This is a genomic window from Micromonospora sp. IBSANI012 (genome assembly GCF_052814045.1).
The window spans coordinates 3,076,998-3,100,917 of the sequence record NZ_CP199933.1 but is presented as its reverse complement, the minus strand read 5'-3'; the positions used below and the strand labels follow the sequence as shown (position 1 = coordinate 3,100,917).

At 71.5% G+C, this 23,920-nt stretch carries 20 protein-coding genes; 8 read left to right on the top strand and 12 right to left on the bottom strand.

Annotation, left to right across the window (positions count from 1 at the left end):
• Positions 1-197 precede the first annotated feature (197 nt).
• The 7 genes from prcA to arc form a co-directional block, all read right to left on the bottom strand.
• A complete protein-coding gene (gene prcA, locus ACTWM8_RS14220; protein WP_446214247.1) occupies positions 198-1,031 on the bottom strand; it encodes a proteasome subunit alpha in 834 nt (277 codons plus the stop codon).
• Positions 1,032-1,092: 61 nt separating this feature from the next.
• Complete coding sequence (gene prcB, locus ACTWM8_RS14215; RefSeq protein WP_211364354.1) at positions 1,093-1,932, bottom strand: proteasome subunit beta; 840 nt, start codon at positions 1,930-1,932, stop codon at positions 1,093-1,095.
• Complete coding sequence (locus ACTWM8_RS14210) at positions 1,851-2,432, bottom strand: endonuclease VII domain-containing protein (protein WP_446214246.1); 582 nt, start codon at positions 2,430-2,432, stop codon at positions 1,851-1,853. Before ACTWM8_RS14210 ends, prcB begins: the two co-directional genes overlap by 82 nt.
• A gap of 89 nt (positions 2,433-2,521) precedes the next feature.
• Positions 2,522-2,737, bottom strand: a complete 216-nt coding sequence (locus ACTWM8_RS14205; protein WP_074477166.1) for a ubiquitin-like protein Pup — start codon at positions 2,735-2,737, stop codon at positions 2,522-2,524.
• Positions 2,738-2,843: 106 nt separating this feature from the next.
• The gene (dop, locus tag ACTWM8_RS14200) at positions 2,844-4,361 is read right to left on the bottom strand and encodes a depupylase/deamidase Dop (protein ID WP_154937330.1); all 1,518 of its coding nucleotides are present in this window, start codon (positions 4,359-4,361) and stop codon (positions 2,844-2,846) included.
• Between the two features lie 58 nt (positions 4,362-4,419).
• Positions 4,420-6,489 (bottom strand): hypothetical protein, encoded by a 2,070-nt coding sequence (locus ACTWM8_RS14195; RefSeq protein ID WP_446214245.1) that lies wholly within the window; start codon positions 6,487-6,489, stop codon positions 4,420-4,422.
• Positions 6,490-6,638: 149 nt separating this feature from the next.
• Positions 6,639-8,420: a proteasome ATPase gene (gene arc / locus ACTWM8_RS14190; protein WP_377606461.1), complete on the bottom strand. Its 1,782-nt coding sequence runs from the start codon at positions 8,418-8,420 to the stop codon at positions 6,639-6,641.
• A gap of 177 nt (positions 8,421-8,597) precedes the next feature.
• On the opposite strand from arc, the gene ACTWM8_RS14185 reads away from it, so the two are divergent.
• Positions 8,598-8,894, top strand: coding sequence for a ferredoxin (locus ACTWM8_RS14185; RefSeq protein ID WP_446214244.1), 297 nt, complete (start codon positions 8,598-8,600; stop codon positions 8,892-8,894).
• 78 nt (positions 8,895-8,972) lie between these two features.
• On the opposite strand, the gene ACTWM8_RS14180 is transcribed toward ACTWM8_RS14185, so the two are convergent.
• From ACTWM8_RS14180 to ACTWM8_RS14170, 3 genes are all read right to left on the bottom strand, one after another.
• Entirely contained in the window at positions 8,973-9,548 is a 576-nt protein-coding gene (locus ACTWM8_RS14180) for a hypothetical protein (RefSeq protein WP_446214243.1), read from the bottom strand.
• Between the two features lie 81 nt (positions 9,549-9,629).
• Entirely contained in the window at positions 9,630-10,583 is a 954-nt protein-coding gene (locus ACTWM8_RS14175; RefSeq protein WP_446214552.1) for a tRNA (adenine-N1)-methyltransferase, read from the bottom strand.
• A 65-nt stretch (positions 10,584-10,648) separates the two neighbouring features.
• On the bottom strand, positions 10,649-11,803 hold the full coding sequence (locus tag ACTWM8_RS14170; RefSeq protein ID WP_446214242.1) for a M50 family metallopeptidase: 1,155 nt from the start codon (positions 11,801-11,803) through the stop codon (positions 10,649-10,651).
• A gap of 81 nt (positions 11,804-11,884) precedes the next feature.
• Between ACTWM8_RS14170 and ACTWM8_RS14165 the strand changes: the two genes are divergently transcribed.
• The 3 genes from ACTWM8_RS14165 to ACTWM8_RS14155 all read left to right on the top strand — a co-directional run bounded on the left by ACTWM8_RS14165 (position 11,885) and on the right by ACTWM8_RS14155 (position 14,996).
• Positions 11,885-12,799, top strand: coding sequence for a RecB family exonuclease (locus ACTWM8_RS14165; protein ID WP_357619223.1), 915 nt, complete (start codon positions 11,885-11,887; stop codon positions 12,797-12,799).
• A gap of 222 nt (positions 12,800-13,021) precedes the next feature.
• Entirely contained in the window at positions 13,022-14,212 is a 1,191-nt protein-coding gene (locus ACTWM8_RS14160; RefSeq protein ID WP_446214241.1) for a sensor histidine kinase, read from the top strand.
• A 97-nt stretch (positions 14,213-14,309) separates the two neighbouring features.
• Entirely contained in the window at positions 14,310-14,996 is a 687-nt protein-coding gene (locus ACTWM8_RS14155) for a response regulator (protein ID WP_446214240.1), read from the top strand.
• A 52-nt stretch (positions 14,997-15,048) separates the two neighbouring features.
• On the opposite strand, the gene ACTWM8_RS14150 is transcribed toward ACTWM8_RS14155, so the two are convergent.
• Both ACTWM8_RS14150 and ACTWM8_RS14145 read right to left on the bottom strand, forming a co-directional pair.
• Positions 15,049-17,109 carry an amylo-alpha-1,6-glucosidase gene (locus ACTWM8_RS14150; protein ID WP_446214551.1) on the bottom strand — a complete coding sequence of 687 codons (2,061 nt, stop codon included), beginning with the start codon at positions 17,107-17,109 and terminating at the stop codon, positions 15,049-15,051.
• The gene (locus tag ACTWM8_RS14145) at positions 17,099-17,479 is read right to left on the bottom strand and encodes an SCP2 sterol-binding domain-containing protein (protein ID WP_446214239.1); all 381 of its coding nucleotides are present in this window, start codon (positions 17,477-17,479) and stop codon (positions 17,099-17,101) included. The genes ACTWM8_RS14150 and ACTWM8_RS14145 overlap by 11 nt, the downstream gene beginning before the upstream one ends.
• A 204-nt stretch (positions 17,480-17,683) precedes the next feature.
• Here ACTWM8_RS14145 and ACTWM8_RS14140 point away from each other — a divergent pair, with 204 nt between their 5' ends.
• The 4 genes from ACTWM8_RS14140 to ACTWM8_RS14125 all read left to right on the top strand — a co-directional run bounded on the left by ACTWM8_RS14140 (position 17,684) and on the right by ACTWM8_RS14125 (position 23,897).
• The gene (locus ACTWM8_RS14140) at positions 17,684-18,064 is read left to right on the top strand and encodes an SCP2 sterol-binding domain-containing protein (RefSeq protein WP_446214238.1); all 381 of its coding nucleotides are present in this window, start codon (positions 17,684-17,686) and stop codon (positions 18,062-18,064) included.
• Positions 18,061-20,100: an amylo-alpha-1,6-glucosidase gene (locus tag ACTWM8_RS14135; RefSeq protein ID WP_446214237.1), complete on the top strand. Its 2,040-nt coding sequence runs from the start codon at positions 18,061-18,063 to the stop codon at positions 20,098-20,100. Before ACTWM8_RS14140 ends, ACTWM8_RS14135 begins: the two co-directional genes overlap by 4 nt.
• 480 nt (positions 20,101-20,580) lie before the next feature.
• Positions 20,581-21,348: an ABC transporter ATP-binding protein gene (locus ACTWM8_RS14130; RefSeq protein WP_280841395.1), complete on the top strand. Its 768-nt coding sequence runs from the start codon at positions 20,581-20,583 to the stop codon at positions 21,346-21,348.
• A complete protein-coding gene (locus tag ACTWM8_RS14125; RefSeq protein WP_446214236.1) occupies positions 21,348-23,897 on the top strand; it encodes an ABC transporter permease in 2,550 nt (849 codons plus the stop codon). The genes ACTWM8_RS14130 and ACTWM8_RS14125 overlap by 1 nt, the downstream gene beginning before the upstream one ends.
• Positions 23,898-23,920: the final 23 nt, after the last annotated feature.

Here is a 23,920-nt window from a genome sequence, read left to right as displayed (position 1 = left end):
CGTATCCGTGGCTCGGACACCCGCCGCAGACACCCGGAGGCGCGTCCCGGCGCCGTCGGCCGACCGGGACGAGCCCCGGTCGCCGTTGGGGCGTACCGACGACGCGACGGCCGGTTCAGCGGCCCCGGCGGCCCCGCGCGGACCCGGACATGCCGCAGGGGCCGGGGAAGTCCCCGACCCCCGCGAACCAGGTACCGCTACGCCTCCGGCGTCTCCTCCGGCTGACCCTCCAGGTCCGCGGACGCGGCCGAGGTGGAAGGCTTGTGCGCCTCCTCCGTCGGCACCGTCGGCGTCTTCGCCCGGCCGCCGACCGGCGGGGCGTCACCCGCCGCGTCCCCGTCGAGCAGCGCGGTCAGCGCCGCCCCGGTGACCCGCCGGAAGGTACGCCCCACCCGGCGCCGGTCCAGGACCGCCACCTCCAGCTGGTTGGCGGCGATCGTCCGGGCCGCCCCACCCTCACCGCCGACGCTGCTCAGCGCCTGCACGGCCACCCTGACCGCCTCGCTCAACGACATCTCCGGCCGGTGCTGCGCCTTCAACACCCCGGTGATCGCCTCGGCCTGACCGCCCATGGCCATCCGGCCCGGCTCGTCGTTGACCGAACCGTCGTAGGTGATCCGGTACAGCTCGTCGTCCTCGGCGGTGGCACCCACCTGCGCGACGCAGATCTCCACCTCGAACGGCTTGGACTGCTCGGTGAAGATCGAGCCCAGCGTCTGCGCGAACGCGTTCGCCAGCGCCCGGCCGGTGACGTCACGCCGGTCGTAGCTCAGGCCGTTCAGGTCGGCCATCCGCACCCCGGCCCGGCGCAGGTTCTCGAACTCGTTGTAACGGCCGACCGCGGCGAAGCCGATCCGGTCGTAGATCTCGCTGACCTTGTGCAGGGCGCTGGAGAGGTTCTCCGCGACGAAGAGCACCCCGCCCTCATAGCTCAGGACCACCGCGCTGCGCCCCCGGGCGACGCCCTTACGGGCCAGCTCGGAGCGGTCGCGCATGATCTGCTCGGGCGAGGCGTAGAACTGCATGGCCACGGCGGCGGTTCTCCTTCGGGCGCTGTGCTGACGACTGCTGACTGTGAGGTGGGAGCGGGCCTCAGCCGCCCGGGTTCTCCATCCGCGCGGCCACGACCGCCTCGGCGATCGCCGCCGTCTCGGCGTCGGTGAGCCGGTGGGTGCCATCGGCCGTCGCCGTCATCACCACCGGGTAGATCCGCCGGGTCAGGTCCGGGCCGCCGGTGGCGGTGTCGTCGTCCGCGGCGTCGTAGAGCGCCTCGACGGCGAGCCGGACCGCGTCGTCCAGGGAGATCCCGGCGCGGAAGCGCTTCTTCAGGGCGGACTTGGCGAAGAGCGAGCCCGAGCCGATCGCGTCGTAGCCGGTCTCCTCGTAGGGGCCGCCGGTGACGTCGAAGCTGAAGATCCGACCGGCCGTCGCCGGGTCCTTCGCGGCCAGGTCGAAGCCGGCGAAGAGCGGCACGACCGCGAGCCCCTGCATGGCCGCGCCCAGGTTGCCGCGGATCATCGAGGCGAGCCGGTTGGCCTTGCCGTCGAGCGAGAGCATCGCGCCCTCGATCTTCTCGTAGTGCTCCAGCTCCACCTGGAACAGTCGCATCAGCTCGATGCCGATGCCGGCCGTGCCCGCGATGCCGACCAGCGAGTACGCGTCGGCCGGGTGCACCTTCTCGATGTCGCGCTGGGCGATCAGGTTGCCCATGGTGGCCCGCCGGTCGCCGGCCATCACCACGCCACCGGCGCCCGAGATGGCCACGATGGTCGTCGCGTGCGGCGCCAGGTCGGCGGCCATGCCCGGCGGCAGCGGCCGTCGGCCGGGCAGCATCTCGGGGGCCACCCTGCTCAGGAACGAGGTGAAGGAGGACGTCCCCGCGTTGGTGAACACATCTGGTAGACGCCCGGATGGATCAAAGCCCGCTGCCACGTGGTTCCTCTCAGGTACGTGATCGCCCTGGCCAGCCTCGTGGGACTGTCACGGAACTGGCCAAGACCACCGTTGCAGTTGAAGCAGAGTATCCCGCGCACCCATCCGGTGCGATGATCGTGGTCCAGGTGTTGCGGATCTTCGCCGCCGCAGATCGCGCAGACGCCGCCCTGTTCGGCCAGGAGCTCCTGGAACTCCTTCTCTCCTATGCCGTACCGCCAACGCAGGTGGTACTCGCGACTACCACCGTAGAGCCGTTGCCGGATCTCCTTGCCCCGCGCATTATGGCAGGGTTTGCAGTAGCTGTGCCGGCCGCTCACCTTTGTGGTGGTGCTGGGAAAGTCCTCCACCGGCTTGATCTGCTCCCAGTCCGGGCACCACTTGAGACCCTCGGCGACCGGCACCGGAGACCTCTTCTGCGGGGCGATGCCGCGCCTGCGGCGGCTCGCCTCCGACCGGGCGGTCGCGCAGGCCTTGCAGTAGAAGGCCAGCCCGTCCACCCGTCGGCGGTCGCGGTGGAACTCAGTGAGGGGAAGTGCCCGCTTGCACTGCGGGCACACCTTGTCCGAGGGCAAGTCGGACATATGCCTCACTGGCCCCCTTTCTGTACATAGCCCCTCACGAACTCTTCTGCGTTCTCCTCGAGGACGGAGTCGATCTCGTCGAGCAGGTCGTCGACGTCCTCGGTGATCTCGGCGTGCCGCTCGGCGACCTCCGGGTTCGCCTCGGTGGTGACGTCCTCGATCTCCTCGCCCTGACGGGCCTTGCCCGACTGCGACTGCCCGCCGCTGTCACGAGTGGCCATGGCTGCCTCCTCCACGATCGTCTGCGATGAACTTACCTCGCCTGAGCGACGAAAAGCCCGCCGCGCGCCGGCTCGCGGCACCCGACGGGCGTACGTCGGCGGCCGGTCAGCCGCCGGTGAGCGTCTCCAGCAGGTCCTTGGCGCTCTCGCACCGGTCGAACAGGGCGCCGACGTGCGCGCGGGTGCCCCGTTCCGGCTCCATCATCGGCACCCGGACCAGCGATTCCCGGCCCACGTCGAAGATCACCGAGTCCCAGCTGGCGGCGACCACCTCGGAGGCGTACTGGGCCAGGCAGCGGCCCCGGAAGTAGGCGCGGGTGTCCTCCGGCGGCTGGACCATCGCGGTGCGGGTCTGTTCGTCGTCGAGCAGCGTCTTCATCGACCCGCGGGACACCAGCCGGTGGTAGAGGCCCTTCTCCGGGCGCACGTCGGAGTACTGCAGGTCGACCAGCTGGAGCTTGTGCGAGCCCCAGCCGAGCTTCTCCCGCTCCCGGTAGCCCTCCAGCAGCCGCAGCTTGGCCACCCAGTCCAGCTCGTCGGCGCAGAGGAACGCGTCGCGGCCGAGCCGGTCCAGCACGCTCTCCCACCGGTCCAGCACGTCCGTGGTCTGCTCGTCGACGTCGTCGCCGTACCGGTCGTCGACAAAGGACCGGACCCGCTCCAGGTAGGCCCACTGGACGTCGAGGGCGGTCAGCCGGCGGCCGTCGCGCATCCGCATCAGGTGCTTCAGCGACGGGTCGTGGCTGACCGCGCGCAGTTCGCTGACCGGGTCGGCAATGCCCAGGTCGGCGCCGAGCGCCTTCTCCTCGATCATGGTGAGGATCAGCGCGGTGGTGCCGAGCTTGAGGTAGGTGGAGATCTCCGAGAGGTTGGCGTCGCCGATGATGACGTGCAACCGCCGGTACTTGTCGGCGTCGGCGTGCGGCTCGTCCCGGGTGTTGATGATGGGCCGCTTGAGGGTGGTCTCCAGGCCGACCTCGACCTCGAAGAAGTCGGCTCGCTGGGAAATCTGGAAGCCGCTCTGGCCGCCGTCCTGGCCGATGCCGACCCGGCCGGCGCCGCAGACGATCTGCCGGGTGACGAAGAACGGCGTCAGGTACGCCACGATGTCGGCGAACGGGGTCTGCCGGCGCATGAGGTAGTTCTCGTGCGCGCCGTAGCTGGCGCCCTTGTTGTCGGTGTTGTTCTTGTAGAGGTGGATCGGGTGGGTGCCCGGGATGGTGGCGGCGCGGCGGGCGGCCTCGGCCATCACCCGCTCCCCCGCCTTGTCCCAGCGCACCAGGTCCAGCGGGTTGGTCACCTCGGGGGTGGAGTATTCGGGGTGGGCGTGGTCGACGTAGAGCCGCGCGCCGTTGGTGAGTATCACGTTGGCCAGGCCGAGGTCCTCGTCGGCGAGCGCCTCGGCGGGGTCGTACGCGGCTCCGGAGTAGGTGAAGCCGCGGGCGTCGCGCAGTGGCGACTCCTCCTCGTAGTCCCAGCGCGCCCGGCCGCCACGGTTGAGTTCGGGGCGCGCTCCGTAGGCGTTGACCACCTGGGAGGAGGTGACCATCGGGTTGGCTCCGGCCTGGCCGGGCACGGAGATCCCGTACTCGACCTCGGTGCCCATGATCCGTCTTACGCTCATCGACCTACCCGCTTCGCTCGCCCGACCCGGTCCCCCGTCACGTCGAGCGTAGTCCGCCTCAGGGCGTAGGGGGGCACGCCGCCACAGGCGGCTCGGGTGTCGCGGGCGGGGCGCCGGGCACCGGGGGCGGCTCGGAGGGGAGCACGTCGCACTCCGGAACGGTGAGGGGGACGAAGCTGATCCGGTGGCGCAGCGACGGGTCCTTCCTGATCAGCCGCTGGACCCGGCGTTCGGCGCGGGGGTCGGCGGTGATGAAGCGGATCGGCCCGGAGACCCGCCGGACAATCTGGTCGGTGCGCTCGGGTTCGAGGAAGTCCAGGTTGTATACGCCGGGTTCGGTGCGCGCGGTGGTGCCGTGCAGGGCGTCGACGCAGAGGGTCTCGACGTAGCCCCGGTAGGGGCCGCGGTCGAGGACGATGGTGGTGGTGTCGGGCAGGTCGGGGTACCGCTGCACGACGGCGGCGCAGACCCACGCCTCTTTGGACGGCAGGTGCACGTCCTGGTGCACCCACCGTTGCGTCCAGGTCCGCTCGTTGGCGATGAGCAGGCTGGGGTGCCAGCCGGTGACGCCGCAGAGCGTGACGGCGACGGCCATGACGACGACGCCGGTGAGCACGCCGGCGACGGTGGACGCGATGCCGCGCGGGGACCGGCCGGGCCGGGGTACGGGCAGCAGCCGGACCACGGCGGCGGCGCCGACGACGAGCAGCGCGGTGGCCAGGTGGGTGGACTTGATGAAGTAGTAGCCCGGCTCGACGCCGGAGGTGGTGTTGTACCGGGCGATGCCCAACGGCAGGGCGACGCCGATGGCGGCGACGAGCAGCCAGCGCCGCCAGGTGGGGTCGGCGCGGCGGACCTGCACGAGCAGGGCCACCCCGACGATGCCGCCCAGCCAGATGAGGGCGCGCCAGGCTTCGGTGCGGGCCTCGATGCCGCCGTTGATGGCCAGCGCCTCGGTCTGCTTGGCGCGGAGCACGCCAAGCAGCGGGGCGACCAGGGCGAGGGGGGCGGTGAGGAGACCGACGGCGAGCACGGTGGGCCAGCGGCGCAGCGCCTCCCGCCGGTGGCCGAGCACCCAGCAGAGCACCAGCACCGCGGCGGGCGGGAGGAACAGGTAGTAGGTGAAGCCGATGGCGACGAGCAGCGCGGCGAGCAGGACGACCTGTTCGCGGGTGTTGGCGAGCGGCCGGCCGACCAGCGCGGCGAGCAGCACGGTGAGGGCGAGCCCGAGGATCTCGGTCGGGTAGCCGGAGACGAGCAGGCGGGGCAGTTGGGTGCCGAGGATCAGGGCGCCGACGACGACGGTGAGCACGATGCGGTGCAGCGGATGGACGGGTCCGGCGATGCGGTGCGCGGCCCAGAGCAGCACCAGCACGAGGAGTCCGAAGCTGGCCATGAGCCAGCCGGCGTAGTGGTCGAGGGCGGCCGGACCGCGGGGCGCGGTGCCGACGGGGGTGAGGAAGCCGTCGAGCAGGGCGGTGACCAGGTGCCAGCCCTGGGGGTAGTAGAGCAGTTGGGAGAGGATCTGGCCCTTGGCGGCGGCGGGGTCGACGAAGGCGTAGCCGCCGAGGCGGCCGACGACGTCGAAGAGGGCCAGGTGCCGCCAGTTGTCCTCGCCGCGGGCGAGGATGGTCAGCTGGTCGGCGAGGTCGGTGGCGCGCTGCCAGGGCGCGCAGAGGTACGTGAGCATCGCGGCGGTGCCGGCGACGGGGAACAGGTCGACCCGGCCGGGGCGCGGCAGGCGGGGGCGTCGGCGCAGCGCGGCGGCGGCGAGGACGACCACGGTGAGGGCGAGGCCGGTCAGCGGCACGGGCCGCATGCCCCAGGGCCAGACGGCGAAGAGCAGTCCGCCGGCGGTGGCCGCGCCGAGCAGCAGGGCGAGCGCGAGCACCAGCCGGTCGAGCAGGGTACGGCCGCCGCGCAGCACGCTGGCGGTGGCGAGCAGTACGAGCGGGGGCAGCAGCCAGTCGCCGTGCAGGGCGTGCGTGGCGGCGGGTACGGCCCAGGCCGCCACGAGCGCCGCGAGCACGACCAGGACCCGTCCCCAGGGGCGCCGGGCCGGGGCGGGCGAGTGCGCGTCCTCGACCGCCGTGGTGGGCGGGTCGGCGACGGTGAGCTCGGACGACACGAAGCTCCTCGGACGGTCGACGGCGGTGTGCGAAGTCTACCGACGAGTCCGGCATTCCACTCCCTGGGGACGCGTCGCCCAGGTGAACGTGTCGTGACATGCGAGGAAGCCCCGCGGCGCGGGCGCCGCGGGGCTTCCTCGTCGTCCGGTCAGAGGTACTGGCCGGTGTTGCTGGCGGTCTCGATGGACCGGCCGGCCTCGGCGCCCTTGCCGCCGGAGACGAGCGTACGGATGTAGACGATCCGCTCGCCCTTCTTGCCGGAGATCCGGGCCCAGTCGTCCGGGTTGGTGGTGTTGGGCAGGTCCTCGTTCTCGCGGAACTCGTCGACGCAGGCGTCGAGCAGGTGCTGCAGGCGCAGACCCTTGCGCCCGGAGGTGAGGAACTCCTTGATCGCCATCTTCTTGCCGCGGTCGACGATGTTCTGGATCATGGCGCCGGAGTTGAAGTCCTTGAAGTAGAGGACTTCCTTGTCGCCGTTGGCGTAGGTCACCTCGAGGAAGCGGTTCTCCTCGGTCTCGGAGTACATCCGGAGCACGACCGCGTCGATCATCGCCGCCACGGTGGCCTGCGGGTCAGCGCCGTGCTCGGCGAGGTCGTCCGGGTGCAGGGGCAGCCCGGCAAGGATGTACTTCGAGAAGATGTCCTTGGCCGCCTCGGCGTCCGGACGCTCGATCTTGATCTTCACGTCGAGCCGGCCGGGGCGCAGGATGGCCGGGTCGATCATGTCCTCCCGGTTGGAGGCGCCGATCACGATGACGTTCTCCAGCCCCTCCACACCGTCGATCTCGCTGAGCAGCTGCGGGACGATGGTGTTCTCGACGTCGGAGGAGACGCCGGAGCCGCGGGTGCGGAAGACGGAGTCCATCTCGTCGAAGAAGACGATGACGGGGGTGCCCTCGCCGGCCTTCTCCCGGGCCCGCTGGAAGATCAGCCGGATGTGCCGCTCGGTCTCGCCGACGTACTTGTTGAGCAGCTCGGGGCCCTTGATGTTGAGGAAGAAGCTGGTGTGCTTCTCCTCACCCCGGCGCTCGGCGATCTTCTTGGCGAGCGAGTTGGCCACCGCCTTGGCGATCAGCGTCTTGCCGCAGCCGGGCGGCCCGTAGAGCAGGATGCCCTTCGGCGGCCGGAGCTGGTGCTCGCGGAACAGGTCGGCGTGCAGGAAGGGCAGCTCCACCGCGTCGCGGATCTGCTCGATCTGCGACTGGAGGCCACCGATGTCGCCGTAGTCGACGTCGGGCACCTCCTCCAGGACCAGCTCCTCGACCTCGCTCTTCGGAATCCGCTCGTACGCGTACGCCGAGCGGGGTTCGATCATGAGCGAGTCGCCGGCCCGGATCGGCGAGCCGATCAGGGTCTCCGCGAGGTGCACGATGCGCTCCTCGTCGGAGTGCGATACCACCAGCGCGCGGTCGCCGGTGCTGCCGTCGGGACCCGTGAGGATCTCCTTGAGCATCACCACCTCGCCGACCCGCTCGTAGCCGAAGGCGTCAACGATGTTGAGCGCGTCGTTGAGCAGGACCTCCTGGCCACGCCGCAGGTCGGCGGCGTCCAGCGAGGGCGAGACGGCGACCCGGAGCTTGCGTCCGCCGGTGAAGATGTCCACCGTGCCGTCGTCGTGCCGCGCGAGGAAGACGCCGTAGCCACTCGGTGGCTGCGCCAGCCGGTCGATCTCCTCCTTGAGCGTCACGATCTGCGCGCGAGCCTCCTTGAGGGTGCTCACGAGCCGGTCGTTGTTCTCGGTCAGCCGCGCCAACTGTGCCTGGGTGGCCGCCAGCCGCTCTTCGAGCTGCCGGACGTGTCGGGGGCTTTCGGTCAACTTGCGCCGCACCAGAGCGAGTTCCTCTTGCAGGAACGCGACCTGCGTGGAGAGATCGTGGGCTTCCTTCTCCCACCGTGCGGCGCGCGAGTCCGCGTCGTCGCTGCGTGCCACGTCCCACCTCCCCGGGGGGCTTGAACGTTCTGCCCTAACACTAGCCGCTATGAGGCCGATTCGGTCCTACGCAACGCCCTCGTCACCGAACCTTGATCGCCAAGGGTCGCCTCCGGGTCGGGTACGGGCGTTCGGGTACCGTCGGGGCGTGGGACGGGAGAACATGGGGGGTGCATCGTGGCGGAGGTCGTGACGGACCAGCTTCAGGTCTGGGTGGACCAGGATCTCTGCACGGGCGACGGGCTCTGCGTGCAGTACGCGCCGGAGGTCTTCGAGTTCGACGTCGACGGCCTGGCGTACGTCAAGGGCCCCGACGGCGAGCTGCGACTGGCCCCGGGCAGCCGGGTCGACGTGCCGGAGCACCTGCGCCTGGAGGTGATCGACTCGGCGAAGGAGTGCCCGGGCGAGTGCATCCACGTCGTGCGCGACAGCGACGGCGTCGAGGTGGCCGGCCCGGAGGCCGAGGAGGACTGACCCGCCCGAGCGGGCACAGACGTTGCGGGGCCGCGGACGACATCGTCGTCGGCGGCCCCGCGTGCGTCGGTCGGGCCCTCAGAGCACCGGGCGGCCCACCACGGAGGCGACCAGCCGGGCGAACTCCTCCAGCCGGGCGATCTGGCCGGCGCCGCCGTCGTCGAGCGTCTTGCCGAAGCGCAGCGCGTCGTGCCGGGGCGCCCCCACGATCTCGTCGCCGGGTGGCGCCTCGTCCAGCGAGGTCAGCAGCAGGTAGACGTCGATGCTGTCGACCCGGACCTCGCCGCTGTCGGCGCGGGTCAGCCGCCGCCGGCAGCCGACCTCGGTGACGGTGGAGACCGGCACCACCCGCAGCGACGAGGTCATCGACCCGGGCGGCCCCTCCCCCGGCGGCACGTCCTCGCCGTGCCAGAGCACCAGCCGGCTGCCGTCGCAGACGACGACCTCCTGCCACACCCCGTTGACCTCGTTGACGAAGCGTTCCAGGGTGAAGCCGAGCACGGACGCGCCGCGCAGCACCCCACCGAGCGCCTCCAGGGCGATGTCCGGGTCCCGAAGGTAGGCCCGCGCCGCCGATTCGAGGTCCTGGTAGGGCGACCAGTCCGGGAACACCGCCGGCAGATCCCCACCACCGCCGAAGCCCGGCTGACTCATGCCATCTCCCCCAGGTCGCGCCGCCGACCCGCACCGGCCGGCGGAATCAGCCCGCTCACTCCCAGCCGCCCCGCTCCGCCGTCACGACGCGTCCGCCTCGCCCGTCGTGGCGGGTTGCACCCCGGCGGCCTGGGCGGCCGCCGCCTGCCGGGCCGCCGCCGCCTCGCGCAGCGCCTGCTTGCGCTCGGCGTACGCCTCGGCGCCCTTGCTGGGCTTGCGACGCCGCGGCGGGGCGGTGACGCCCGGGGCGAGCTTACGCGCGGAGACCAGGAACGCGGTGTGCGCGATCATCCGGTGGTCCGGGCGGACCGCCAGCCCCTCGGCGTGCCAGTCGCGCACCAGCGACTCCCAGGCCCGCGGCTCGGTCCAGCCGCCACGCTCGCGCAGCGCCTCCACCAGCTCGGACAGCTGCGGAGTGGTGGCGACGTAGCCGATGAACACGCCGCCGGGCAGCAGCGCCCGCTCGACCATGTCGAGGGTCTCCCACGGGGTGAGCATGTCCAGGATGATCCGGTCGAAACCGGTCTCCGGGCAGTCGGCGACGTCCCCGACGTGCAGCTTCCAGGCCGGGTGCGGGGCGCCGAAGAAGGACTCGACGTTGCGCCGGGCGATCTGGGCGAAGTCGTCGCGCAGCTCGTACGAGTGCAGCTCGCCGCCGGTGCCGACGGCGCGCAGCAGCGAACAGGTCAGCGCCCCGGAGCCCGCGCCCGCCTCCAGCACCTTCGCGCCGGGGAAGATGTCGCCCATCGCGACGATCTGCGCCGAGTCCTTCGGGTAGATCACCTGCGCGCCGCGCGGCATCGACAGCACGTAGTCCGACAGCAGCGGGCGCAGCGCGAGGAACGCGGTGCCGCCGCCGGAGGTGGTCACCACGCTGCCGTCGGGCTGCCCGATCAGCGCGTCGTGCTCCAGGATGCCGCGGTGGGTGTGGAACGCCTTGCCGGGCTCCAGGACGACCGTGTGCATCCGCCCCTTCGGGTCGGTCAGCTGCACCCGGTCGCCGGGGCGGAACGGCCCCCGGTGCACCGGGGGCAGGTCCGGGACGGCGACGGGCGCCGGTGTGCCGTTCTCGGCCGGGAGGGCGGGGGGATGTGCTGCGGTCACCTGTTCATCTTCCGTGTGGGTTCGAGGACCTGGGCGAGATCCCCGATGTGCAGAACGCCGACCACATCTTCGCCTGCCGTCACCACGTACTGTGCGGCCGGGTGGCGCTGCACCGTCTCCATCACCCGGTCGCCGGCCACCCCGGCCGGCAGCGTGGGCAGCCGGTCCAGCGGCCGGGCCACCGCGTCCACCGCCACCCAGGGCCGGCGTTCCGGGGGTACGGCGTCCGCTGCGGCCGGGTCCACCAGGGCGACCGGCCGGCCGGCGCCGTCGACCACGGTGACCGCCGCCCCGGCCGGCGCCTGCGCGGCGTGCCGGCGCTGCGCCTCGGCCAGCGGGGTGCCGGTGGGCACGCCGAAGACCGGCCGGGCCAGCCGGGCCAGGTCGATCAACGGCACCCGGCGACTGATCCGGGCGAACCGGATCGACTGGCCGGCGCCGCGCCAGAGGGTGACGGCGACCAGCAGCATCAGCGGCAGGGCCAGCGGCACCAGCAGCCGCTGCACGGTCAGCAGCACCACCAGCACCGCCGTGCCGACCGCGACGGCGCGCCCCACCCAGCCGGCGATCTCGGTGGCCCGGTGCCGGTCCCGGGTGAGCGCCCAGACGGCGGCGCGCAGCGCCCGGCCGCCGTCCAGCGGCAGCCCGGGCAGGATGTTGAAGAGCGCGACGATCACGTTGCTCAGCGCCACCTGCAGCGCTAGCTGGTGGGCCAGGGTGTGCGGGGGCAGGGCCATGGTGACGCCGACGGCGATCGCGCCGAGCACGGCGGAGACCGCCGGCCCGGCCAGCGAGACCAGCAGGTCGACCCGGGGGTTGGGGGCGTCGGACTCCATCTCGGTGTACCCACCGAGCAGTTCCAGGGTGATCCCGCGCACACCGATGCCGTACCGGCGGGCGGTCAGCGCGTGACCGAGCTCGTGCAGCAGCACCGAGCCGAGCAGCGAGACGACGAAGCCGAGGCCGATCAGGTAACCGCCGAGCGGGCCGAGGTCGAGCCGGTCGCGGGCGAACTCGGCGTACGTCACGGTGATCAGCAGGGTGAGCAGCAGCATCGACACGTTGACGTGCAGCGGCACCCCGAACACCCGGCCCACGGTCAGGCCGGTACGTCGGCCGGACCGGCGGGGCGCTCGGCTGCGGGGTTTCACCGCCCCGATGCTACGCCGTGCGGATCATGCTCCGGTGCGCCGATCACGGCCCTGTCACACCGGTGCCCTAACCTTCGGGGCATGACGGCGGAACCGGTGATCGACGAGCAGGCCACTCCGGCGGCGGCGCTGCCGGCCACCATCCGGGCGTCGTTGTCGCCGTCGCGGGCGGCGGATTTCAAGACCTGCCCGCTGCTCTACCGGTTCCGCAGCATCGACCGGCTGCCCGAGCGCCCGACGGTCGAGCAGGCCCGGGGCACCCTGGTGCACGCGGTGCTGGAGCGGCTGTTCGACCTGCCGGCCGGCGGGCGCACCCCGGACGCCGCCGGTGGCCTGGTGGCCCCGCAGTGGGACCGGCTGGTCACCGAGCAGCCCGAGCTGGCGGGCCTGTTCGACCCGGGCGACGAGGCGGGCACCGCCGAGTTCCTGCGCTCGGCGGCGGGGCTGCTGGAGGGCTACTTCGCGGTGGAGGACCCGCGCCGGCTGGAGCCGGCCGAGCGGGAGAGCCTGATCTCGGCGGTGGTCGACGAGCAGCTGCTCATCCGGGGCTACCTCGACCGCCTCGACGTCGCTCCGGACGGCGCGCTGCGGGTGGTCGACTACAAGACCGGCGGCGCGCCCCGGGAGGCGTTCGAGGCGCGCGCGCTGTTCCAGCTGAAGTTCTACGCGCTGGTGCTGTGGCGCACCCGGGGGGTGGTGCCGCGGGTGCTGCGCCTGCTCTACCTCAAGGACGCCGAGGTCTGCGACTACTCCCCCGACGCCGAGGAGCTGCTGCGCTTCGAGCGCACGGTGGTGGCGCTCTGGCAGGCCATCGAGCAGGCCACCGAACGGCAGGATTTCCGGCCCCGGCCGAGCCGGCTCTGCGACTGGTGCAGCCACCAGGCGCATTGCCCGACCTTCGGGGGCACCCCGCCGCCGTTCCCGGACCGGTCGGCGGCCGCCGACCCGCTGCGCGACGCCCGCTCCGGCCCGGCCGCCCCCGGCGCCGACGAGTGACCGGCCGTCCCTGCGCCGCCCGACACCCCGCTCGACCGCCCGTCGGCGCCGACCAGTGACCGGCTGCTCGGCACCCCGTTCGGCCGGCCCCGATACAGGAAGTGACCGGCCGCCGCCTACCCCCACACCACGACCGGGCGGAGGCCGTCTCCTCCCTGAGGAGGAGGGCGGGTTCACCGTCGGCGACGACCTGGCGCGCCGGGCGGCGGCTAGCGTCGCGGTATGACCGACGGACCCGCGCGATGGTGGCAGCGCCGACCGCTCGCCGGTGACGCGCTCTTCGCCGCCGCCCTGGTGCTGCTGGAGGTCGCCTTCCTGCTGCTCACCCCGCCGGAGTTCTGGCCCGGGCGGATGCCGGGCGCGCTGGCGTGGAGCCTGCTCGCGGCCGCCCCGGTGGCGCTGCGCCGGGTCGCCCCGTGGACGGCGGTGGGTCTGGCCGTGGCCACCCTGATGCTGCCGGTGCTGCTCAAGCTCGCCCCCGGCACGCAGGGCCTGGCGTTCATGGTCCTGACGTACACGATGGCCGCGCACCGGCCGGCGCGGCAGGCGGTGCTGGCCGCGGTGCTGCTCTGGGTGCCGGTGGGGGTGGCCAATCTGGTCGCCCCGCCGGAGGGGGTGCTGGCGGTGGGCCCCGGCTACCTGCTGCTCAACAACCTGCTCATGGCCCTGTTGTCGTACGCGGTGGGTCGGGCGGTGCAGGCGCGGCGCATGTCGGTGCGGGCGCTGCGGGAGCGGGCCCGGGTGGCCGAGGAGAACCAGCGTTCCCTGGCCGAGCAGGCGGTCGCCGACGAGCGGCGCCGGATCGCCCGGGAGCTGCACGACGTGGTCGCCCACCACGTGAGCGTGATGGGGGTGCTGGCCACCGGGGCGCGTCGGGTGCTGCGCCGCGACCCGGACGCCGCCGACGAGGCCATCGCCACCATCGAGGACACCAGCCGGGTCACTCTGCGGGAGATGCGCCGCCTGCTGGACGTGCTGCGCACGGACGCGGAGCCGGCGGCGGACCTGACCCCGCAGCCCGGCCTGGCGGGGATCGAGGCGCTGGTCGAGCAGGTACGGGAGGCGGGCCTGCCGGTGACCCTGCACGTCGAGGGCACGCCCGGGCCGGTGGAGGAGGGCGTGTCACTGACCGTCTACCGGATCGTGCAGGAGGCGTTGACCAACGCGCTCAAGCACGCCGGGGAGGCCACCGCGCAGGTGCGGCTCACCGTCGCCGACGGCTGCCTGACGGTGGAGGTCACCGACACCGGGCGCGGGCCGGGACCGGGACCCGACCGGATCGGGCACGGCCTGGTCGGCATGCGGGAGCGGGTCGGCCTCTACGGTGGGACCCTGCGGACCGGTCCCCGACCGGGGGGCGGTTTCCGGGTGTCGGCGCGGATTCCGGTGGAGTCGGTCGGGGCGGCGGCGTGACCCGGGAGCACCGGGCGGGCGCCGCCGGCCGAGCGGACCCGGCGCGGCACCACCGCAGGCGCGCCCGACCGCACCACCGGCAGGACAGGGAGAGCTCATGAGCGACGGTACGGCGGCGACACGGCCGGTGCGGATCCTGCTCGCCGACGACCAGCCGCTGCTGCGTACCGGCTTCCGGATGGTGCTCGGCACCGAGGAGGACCTGGACATCGTGGCCGAGGCCGGCGACGGCCAGGAGGCGGTGGAGCTGTCCCGGCGGCTGCTGCCGGACGTGGTGCTGATGGACATCCGGATGCCCCGGATGGACGGGGTGGCGGCCACCCGGGCCATCGTCGACGCCCGGCTGCCGGTGCGGGTGCTCATCCTGACCACGTTCGACCTGGACGAGTACGTGGTGGGGGCGCTGCGCGCCGGCGCCAGCGGCTTCCTGGCCAAGGACGTACCCGCGGAGGACCTGGTGACCGCGATCCGCACGGTCGCCGCCGGCGAGGCGGTGGTCGCGCCACGCATCCTGAAGCGGCTGCTGGACCGCTTCGCCGACGTGCTGCCCGACCCGGCGGCCACCCCGCCGAAGGCGCTCAACTCGCTCACCGAACGGGAGCGGGAGGTGCTGGTGCAGGTGGCCCGCGGGCTGTCCAACGCGGAGATCGCCGCGGCGCTGTCGGTCAGCGAGACCACCATCAAGACCCACGTCGGGCACGTGCTGACCAAGCTCGGGCTGCGCGACCGGGTGCAGGCGGTGGTGCTGGCGTACGAGACGGGCCTGGTGCGGCCCCGGCAGTGAGGCCTCCTCGCCCGGGTCACCCGCAGTGGTCAGCGTGATGCCGTCGGGCTCATCATCCGGCCTGGCTACTCCTGTCGGGATCCACGCTTCCGAAGGCGTCGACCCGCCCCCATCGCCCTGGAATGTCGAGCAGTTCGATCCGGCCGAACCGCTCGGGCAGCGCCGGCGCGATCACCAGATCCTCCCCGTACGGCTCGAGGCCGAGCAGGGTGCGGACCATCAGCAGGGGCGCTCCGGTGGCCATGGCCTGCGGGCTGCTCGCTGAGGGGTACGTGACGGGGAGTCTGATCAGCTCGCGGTCGTAGCCGCCGAAGGCCTCCGGCAGGCGCCCCTGGAAGTGCCAGGACGCGTCGATGATGCCCTCGGCGATGCGCCCTGCCTCGTCGGTGAAGCCGTAGCGCCGAAGGCCCCAGGCGATGAACGCGTTGTCGAAGGGCCAGACGGTGCCGACGTGGTAGCCGATGGGGTTGTAGCGTCCCTGTCCCTCGGCGAGGGTGCGCACGCCCCAGCCGGAGAAGAGTCGGGGTCCGAGCAGGTGTTCGGCGATCTTTCCGGCCCGGGACTGCTCGACGATGCCGCTCCACAGCAGGTGTCCGATGTTGGAGGACAGCGCGTCGACCTGGCGGCCGTCGCCGTCGAGGGCGAGGGCGTAGTATTCCCCGTCCTCGACCCAGAAGTCCCGGTTGAAGCGTTGCTTGAGCTCGGCCGCCTCGCGTTCGAGCCGGTCGGCGTATGCGGGGTCGTTCCAGAACTCGCGGGCCAGCCGGGCGCCGCGGATCTTGGCGTCGTAGGCGTAGCCCTGCAGTTCGCAGGTGGCGCGGGGCAGGCTGGGCAGCCGGCCGTCGCGGAAGGAGATCGAGTTCCAGGCTTCCTTCCAGCACTGGTTCTCCAGGCCGGTTTCCTCGTTGCGGCGCTGGTACCAGACGTAGCCGTCGCCCATCAGGTCGCCGTACTCGTCGATCCAGCGCAGGGCCGCCCGCGCCTCGTCCTCGAACTCGAGGACCACGGCAGCGTCCCCGGTCCACCGCTCGTACTCGTCGAGCAGGATCACGTAGAGCGGTGTGATGTCGGCGGCTCCGTAGTACGGCGACTGCGGGCGTTCTTCGAACGCGACCATCTCGCCGTAACGGAACTCGCGCAGGATCTTGCCCGGCTCCTCGTCCCGGAAGTCGTCCAGCACAGTCCCCTGGTCGATGCCGAGCATGCGCAGCGTCGCGAGGGCGAGCTCGGGCGCGAACGGAAGCGCCTGCAGGCTGGTGAGAATGGGGTCACGGCCGGTGAGGGTCGCGTTCCACGGCAGGCCCGCCGCGGGCATCGGCTCGGCCGGTAGCGTCAGTGGCGAATACCGCAGGGCGGCCAGATCGACGAGACTACGCCGATAGGTCCGCTCCAGAGGCTCCCAGTCGCATGCCAGCTGCGGAGCCCTGCCGAGCCACTGCTGGAGGTCCCGCTGGAGTTCGGACCTGCCGCGTCGGCGGCGGCCGGGATGAACATGCTCTCGAACGTCCTCACCGTCCGGGCGCAGCACCAACCCTCGGACGTGCAGCGTGGTGGTCCACTTCCCGTGGGGGTCAATTCGGATGTGGTGCGTCAGCCCGTGTTCGTCGACCTGCGCCGGCTCCGTCGTCGAAATCACGGTCTCCCGCCACAGCTTCTCCCGCTGATAGCCGAGGTGCAGGCGCCCGTCTTCGACGCGCCGGTACAGCCGGCCAACCGGCGTGCTCTCCTCTCCGGCCATGATCAGCGGGATGAAGTCACAGTCCGCGTCCACGCGGACGGTGAACTCGGCCGTTTCCCCGGAATGGTTGAGCACCGTCAACCGCTCCTCGAAGCTGCCGGCCACCGACCGTTCGCGGATCACCGACACCTTGGCGTCCACATAGTGCGTCGGAGCGCCCGGCACCAGGAAGAACCGCACCTCGAAGTACGACCGGTCGTCCATGGCCAGCGTGCTCACCCGTTCGCCGTCGACGGTCAGCCGCCACAGCGACAGGAACCGGGTGTCGAACGAGAAGAACCCGCACGGGACAGCGGGTTTCGCTTCTATGTCGCCACTGCCATCGCTCAACACGAAAATGTTGCCGTCCAGGATCATGACGAGGTCACTTTTCATCGCTGCCCCCGTCACGGACAGCCAGCCGCGGATGTCGCGCGCCGGGCGGCGGTGCGAAGAGCCGCTCCAGCAGGACGATGAACTGAAACTTCCCTTCGGTCGTGATGTCGTTCCTCAGCCACGCCGGGAGCGGTTTGGCTTCGCCCCGCACCATCCGATCGAAGAAGGCGTTGTCGGAGCGGACAACCGTGTCGGCGTCGCTGTTCTGCTGTGACACCCGGACGACACCCCCGCGGATCTCCACGAACCAGTGGTCGACCTCGTGCTCGTGCTCGAGGTCGAAGCGTATGGTGCCGTTCGTCTTCTTCAGCAGGCGTTCGTGGCCGTGACGTTCGAGCGCGTCAAAGAACTCTCTGGTCGTCTCCGACATCGCATCACCCCCGAACAGATCCGCCGGCCAAGAGGCAGCGTCGCGCAGATGGTGGTGCCGCGGCATCACCCGCGAAGGATGAGATCGGGGCAGCCGCGCAGGGTGCCCCAACTTCACCCGATGCGGGTGATGCGGCGGCGCCTGGTTCCCGGCCATGGTGAGGTGCACTCATCCGGGCGTTGGGAGCACATCGAAGGGAGGCTCATGTCGAATCCCACCGCGAGCTTCTTCGAAGCGCTCGGCCGTCGCGGCCACGAGCCCCTGCTGGAGGACGCCAGCGGAACCATCCGGTTCGACCTCGCCCACGACCACGACGTCGACCGCTGGTTCGTGGTGATCACACGCGGCGATCTCCGCGTCTCGCGAGACGAGGAGGGCGAGGCCGACTGCCTGATTCAGGCCAGCAAGGCGGCCTTCGACCGGATCGTCAGTGGCAGGTCGCACGTCTACGCGGCGTGGGTGCGAAACGAACTCAGGGCGGAGGGCGACGTGCGGCTGGCCCGCTTCATCCAGCGGGTCATGCCGGGGCCACCCGGCGCGCGCCACCCACGCGAGTTCGCCCAGGAGCGGAACCGGCCGGCATGAGCGACGGACTGGTCCGACTGCTGGACGGCAACACGTTCGTGGTCAGTGAGGAGAACGGCGACATCGACGCGTCTCCGACCATCCCGACCGGTCTCTTCTCGTTCGACACCCGATTCCTGTCGAAGTGGACGCTGTCCATCAACGGCGCACGGGTCAGCCCGCTCAGCGCCGAGGAAGTCGAGTATTTCGAGGCCCGCTTCTTCGTCGTGGCGACCGTCCCGACCCCGCTCGTCGACACCAGAGTGTCGGCCATCCGGGAGCGCTCGATCGGCGAGAGCTTCACCGAACGGTTGACGGTGATCAACCACGAAGCCGAAGCCATCGACCTGCAAGTCCGGATCGACGTCGAGAGCGACTTCGCCGACCTCTTCGAGATCAAGGATGTGCGCAACAAGAGCGGCAGATACTACACCCGGATCGAAGACGGGTGCCTACGCCTCGGCTATCAACGGGAGACGTTCCGCCGGGAGACCCTGGTCTCCTCCACGGCGCCGGTCCGGATCGACGAGCAGGGACTGACCTACGACGTCCAACTCGAACCGCACGGCCAGTGGGCCACCGAAGTGCAGGTGCGAGCACTGGGCGCGGACGGACGTGATCTTCGGGAAGGCCTGCAGGGCAGACCCGGTCGGGCCAGCAGGCAGCTGCGGCACGATCTCGACCGGTGGCTCGCGGAGGCACCCCGCCTGACCTGCGACTCTCACACGTTGGCGATGACCTACCGGCGCAGCCTGGCTGATCTTGCCGCGCTGCGTTTCATGCCGTTGACCGCCGGTGGGCATGCCCTGCCCGCCGCCGGCCTGCCGTGGTTCATGGCGATCTTCGGTCGGGACAGCATCCTTACCAGCCTGCAGACACTGCCCTTCACACCGGACCTCGCGGCCACGACGCTGCGCCTGCTGGCTCTGACGCAGGGCAACGTCCTGGATGACTTCCGCGAGGAGGAGCCGGGGAAGATCCTCCACGAACTGCGGTACGGGGAGACAACCGGATTCGAGGAGCAGCCGCATTCGCCGTACTACGGCAGCGCCGACTCAACTGCTCTCTACGTGATCCTGCTCGACGAGTACGAGCGGTGGACCGGGGACGCCGCCGCGGTTCGGCTTCTCGAGCGGTCCGCCAGAGCGGCACTCCACTGGATCGACGAGTACGGCGACCTGATGGGCGACGGCTACGTCTGGTACCAGCGCCGCAACGAGGAAACCGGCCTGGAGAACCAGTGCTGGAAGGACTCCTGGGACTCGATCTCCTTCCGGGACGGCACCATGCCCGCGCTGCCCCGGGCGACCTGCGAGCTGCAGGGCTACGCCTACGACGCCAAGATCCGCGGCGCCCGGCTGGCCCGACAGTTCTGGAACGACCCGGCCTACGCCGACCGGCTCGAACGCGAGGCGGCCGAGCTCAAGCAACGCTTCAACCGGGACTTCTGGGTCGAGGACGGGGAACACTACGCCCTCGCCCTCGACGGCGACGGCCGCCAGGTCGACGCCCTCTCCTCCAACATCGGACACCTGCTGTGGAGCGGCATCGTCGAGCAGTCCCGGGCCGGAAAGATCGCCGAACACCTGCTCGGACCCCGACTCTTCTCCGGCTGGGGCGTGCGCACCCTCGCCGAGGGACAGGGACGCTACAACCCCATCGGCTACCACGTCGGCACCGTCTGGCCCTTCGACAACGCGTTCATCGCCTGGGGCCTTCGGCGCTACGGCTTCACCGACGAGGCAGGGCGCATCGCCGAGGGCATCATCGACGCCGCCGAGTTCTTCGACGGCAGGCTGCCGGAGGCCTTCGGCGGCTACGACCGGACGCTGACCAGGTACCCGGTCCTGTACCCCACGGCGTGCAGTCCACAGGCGTGGTCCACGGGCACCCCCTTGCTGTTGCTGCGGACCATGCTCGGAATGGAGCCGCGCGGGGAGCACTTCGTGACCAGACCGGCCGTGCCCCCGAGCATGGGCCGGATCCAGCTGTTCAACATCCCCGGACGGTGGGGCCGGGCCGGCGCCCTCGGACGCGCTCACCCGGAGCGACGCTGACCGCTACGGTGGCCGGCAGGTCCACCAGAGGCGTGTCCAGCCCGGCGGCGGACGCCCCGGCCGGGCTTGAGCGCATCCCCTCGCAGCCGGCATCGCCTTCGCCCGCAGGCCTGCGGTACGCCCGGCACCCGCTGCGGCTACCGCGCCACGCGTACGTGAGGAGTCGCCGTTCGGACGACGGCACTGTTGCCGTCGTCACCTACCGTGACGAACGACGGCGCGGCGCGGTTGACCATGACGTGGCGTCAGGTTCTAGCGTCGGGTTCCGGCGCCGTCCCGGCGGGCGGAAACACGCTCGACCGGTCGTCGGCTCAGGGGCAACCCTGATCCCGGGTCGGGGCCGACCCGCAGTGCGAAATCCGCATCCGCTCCCCCGGGAGTCGGACGGAATCGGGGCGCGCGGCACCGAGGATGGAACCAGCCCCACCGACCAGCGGGGGCGGCGGGGATCACCGCAGGCAGACGGAAGAGGTATATGACGTGACGGCGACGGTAGGCCGGCAGGCGCAGGCCGCGGCCAGGGCCAGCGACGTGTGGAAGGTGTACGGCAGCGGCGAGGCGCAGGTCGCCGCGCTGCGGGGGGTGAGCGCCGAGTTCGAGCGCGGCCGGTTCACGGCGATCATGGGCCCGTCCGGTTCGGGCAAGTCGACGCTGATGCACTGCCTGGCGGGGCTGGACTCGGTGACCAAGGGCACGGTGCACATCGGCGACACCACGGTGACCGGGCTCGGCGACGCCGGCCTGACGAAGCTGCGGCGGGACAAGGTCGGTTTCATCTTCCAGCAGTTCAACCTGCTGCCGACGCTGACCGCCCAGGAGAACATCCTGCTGCCGCTCTCCATCGCCGGCCGCAAGCCCGAGCAGGCCTGGTACGACACGGTGATCGACACGGTCGGTCTGCGGGACCGGCTGGGGCACCGCCCGGCGCAGCTCTCCGGCGGTCAGCAGCAGCGGGTGGCGTGCGCCCGGGCGCTGGTCGCCCGACCCGAGGTGATCTTCGCCGACGAGCCGACCGGCAACCTCGACTCCCGCTCCGGCGCGGAGGTGCTCAACTTCCTGCGCAACTCGGTACGCCAGCACGGCCAGACCATCGTGATGGTCACCCACGACCCGACCGCCGCCGCGTACGCCGACCGGGTGATCTTCCTGGCCGACGGGCAGATCGTCTCGGAGCTGATCGAGCCGACCGCCGACACCGTGCTGGACACCATGAAGAAGCTCGACACGCCGGCCGAGGTGGCGCGCTGATGTTCCGCGCAACCTGGAAGAGCCTGCTGGCGCGCAAGGTGCGCCTCATCCTCTCCGGCCTGGCCGTGGTGCTGGGCGTCATGTTCGTCTCCGGCGCGTTCGTGCTGACCGACACGCTCGGCCGCTCGTTCGACGCCGTCTTCGCCGACGCGTACGAGGGTGTCGACGTCAACGTCTCCGCCAAGCCGAAGATCGAACTCAGCGAGACCGAGGGTGAGCAGGTGCCCGCGGCGATGCCGGCCGCGACGCTGGAGAAGGTCCGCACGGTCGGCGGGGTGGCCGAGGCCACCGGGATCGTCGCCGCCGACGGCGCCCGCCTGATCGGCAGCAACGGCAAGGTGGTCACCTCCTTCGGTCCGCCGCAGCTCGGCGAGAACTGGGTGGGCGAGAGCGACCTGGTCAAGCTGCGCGAGGGCCACGAGCCGCGCGCCGATGACGAGATCGTGATCAACGGGGCGCTGGCGCAGGCCGCGAAGGTGAAGGTCGGTGACCGGGTCGGCGTGCTGACCCTGGAGCCGAAGAAGGACTTCACCGTGGTGGGCGTCTTCGGTTACAGCGGTGACCGGGACTCCCTCGGCGGGGCCAACGAGATCGCCTTCACCACCCCGGTGGCGCAGCGGCTGATGCTCGGCGAGCCGGAGGTGTTCACCAACATCAGCGTGAAGGCCGCCGACGGGGTCGGCGAGACCGCGCTGCGCGACGACATCGCCGCCGCGGTCGGCGGCGACTTCGAGGTCAAGACCGGCGAGCAACTCTCCGCCGACGCCTCGGCGGGGCTGAAGGAGGGGCTCTCCTTCTTCAACAAGATCCTGCTCGGCTTCGCCGCGGTGGCGCTGCTGGTCGGCACCTTCCTCATCCTCAACACCTTCTCGATCATCGTGGCGCAGCGCACCCGGGAGCTGGCGCTGATGCGGGCCATCGGGGCCAGCGGCCGGCAGATCATCGGCTCGGTGGTGCTGGAGGCCGTGGCGGTGGGCCTGATCGCCTCCGTGCTCGGCCTGGGCGCCGGCATCGGCGTCGGCGCGCTGCTGGCGTACCTGTTCGGCAAGCTGGCGGGCGGGCTGGCGCTGGCCGGCATCGGCGTGCCGGCGGCCGCGGTGATCGGCGCGTTCTCGGTGGGTCTGGTGATCACCGTGGTGGCGGCGCTGCTGCCGGCGCTGCGGGCGTCGCGGATCCCGCCGATCGCGGCGATGCAGGACGTGGCCACCCCGGACCGCCCGCTGACCAAGGTGACGGTGGCCGGCGCGATCGTCACCGGGATCGGCGGCACGTTGCTCTTCCTGGGGCTCAGCGGCAACGCCGGGGACAACACCCTGGCCACCATCCTCGGCGGCGTGCTGTTCGCCTTCATCGGGGTGGCGCTGCTGACCCCGCTGATCAGCCGGCCGGTGGTGTCCCTGCTCGGGGCGCTGTTCGCCTGGTCGGTGCCGGGCAAGCTGGGTCGGCTCAACTCGGGTCGTAACCCGCGCCGCACCGCGATCACCGCGGCGGCGCTGATGGTCGGCATCGCGCTGGTCACCGGCGTTACGGTGATCCTCGACTCGGCCAAGGGCAGCATCAGCGCGCTGGCCGAGGACCAGATCAAGGCCGAGTTGGTGATCGCCGGGGTGCAGGGCGGTCCCCGCCCGCCGAGCTTCGACCCGGCGGTGCTGGAGAAGGCCGCCGCCATCCCGGGCGTCCAGATGGTCGACGGCGAGTACGGCGACATGGCGGTGGTCAACGGCGAGCGCACCTGGGTGGCGGCGTCGAGCAACGTCGCGGCGCTGGAGCGGATCTTCGGGGCGAAGGCCACCGCCGGTGACATCAGCCGGCTGGCACCGGATCAGATGCTGTTCAGCTCGGACACCGCGAAGTCCCGCAACGTGTCGGTCGGCTCGACGGTCAGCGTCCAGCTGTCCCGGGGCGAGGCCCGCACGTACACGGTCAGCGGCATCTACGAGAGCTCGCAGCTGACCAACCCGGTGGTGCTGCCGCCGCAGGCGGCGCGGAACTTCGCCATCCCGCAGCCGATCCAGGGCTTCCTGCAACTCGCCCCCGGCACCCGGGTCGCCGACGTGCAGCCGCAGGTCGAGACGCTGCTCGCCGACAGCCCCGAGGTGTCGGTGGCCGACCGGGCCGCCTTCATCGAGCAGCAGACCAGCCAGCTGGACACCCCGCTGCGGATGATCCAGATCCTGCTGGCGCTGGCCATCGTGATCGCGGTGCTGGGCATCATCAACACCCTGGCCCTGTCGGTGCTGGAGCGGACCCGCGAGCTGGGCCTGCTGCGGGCGATCGGGCTGCGCCGGGCGCAGACCATGCGGATGATCACCGTCGAGGCGGTGGTGATCTCGGTCTTCGGTGCGCTGCTCGGCGTGGTGGTCGGCACCGGCCTCGGCGCGGCGGTGGTCGAGGCGCTCAAGGACGAGGGCATCACCGACCTGGTCCTGCCCTGGGGCCAGATGGGGGTCTTCCTCGGGCTGGCCGCGATCATCGGGGTGATCGCCGCGGTGCTGCCCGCGGTGCGCGCCGCGCGGATCAACGTGCTGGGCGCCATCGCGCACGAATGACCCGAGCCACTCCGCGACGAAGG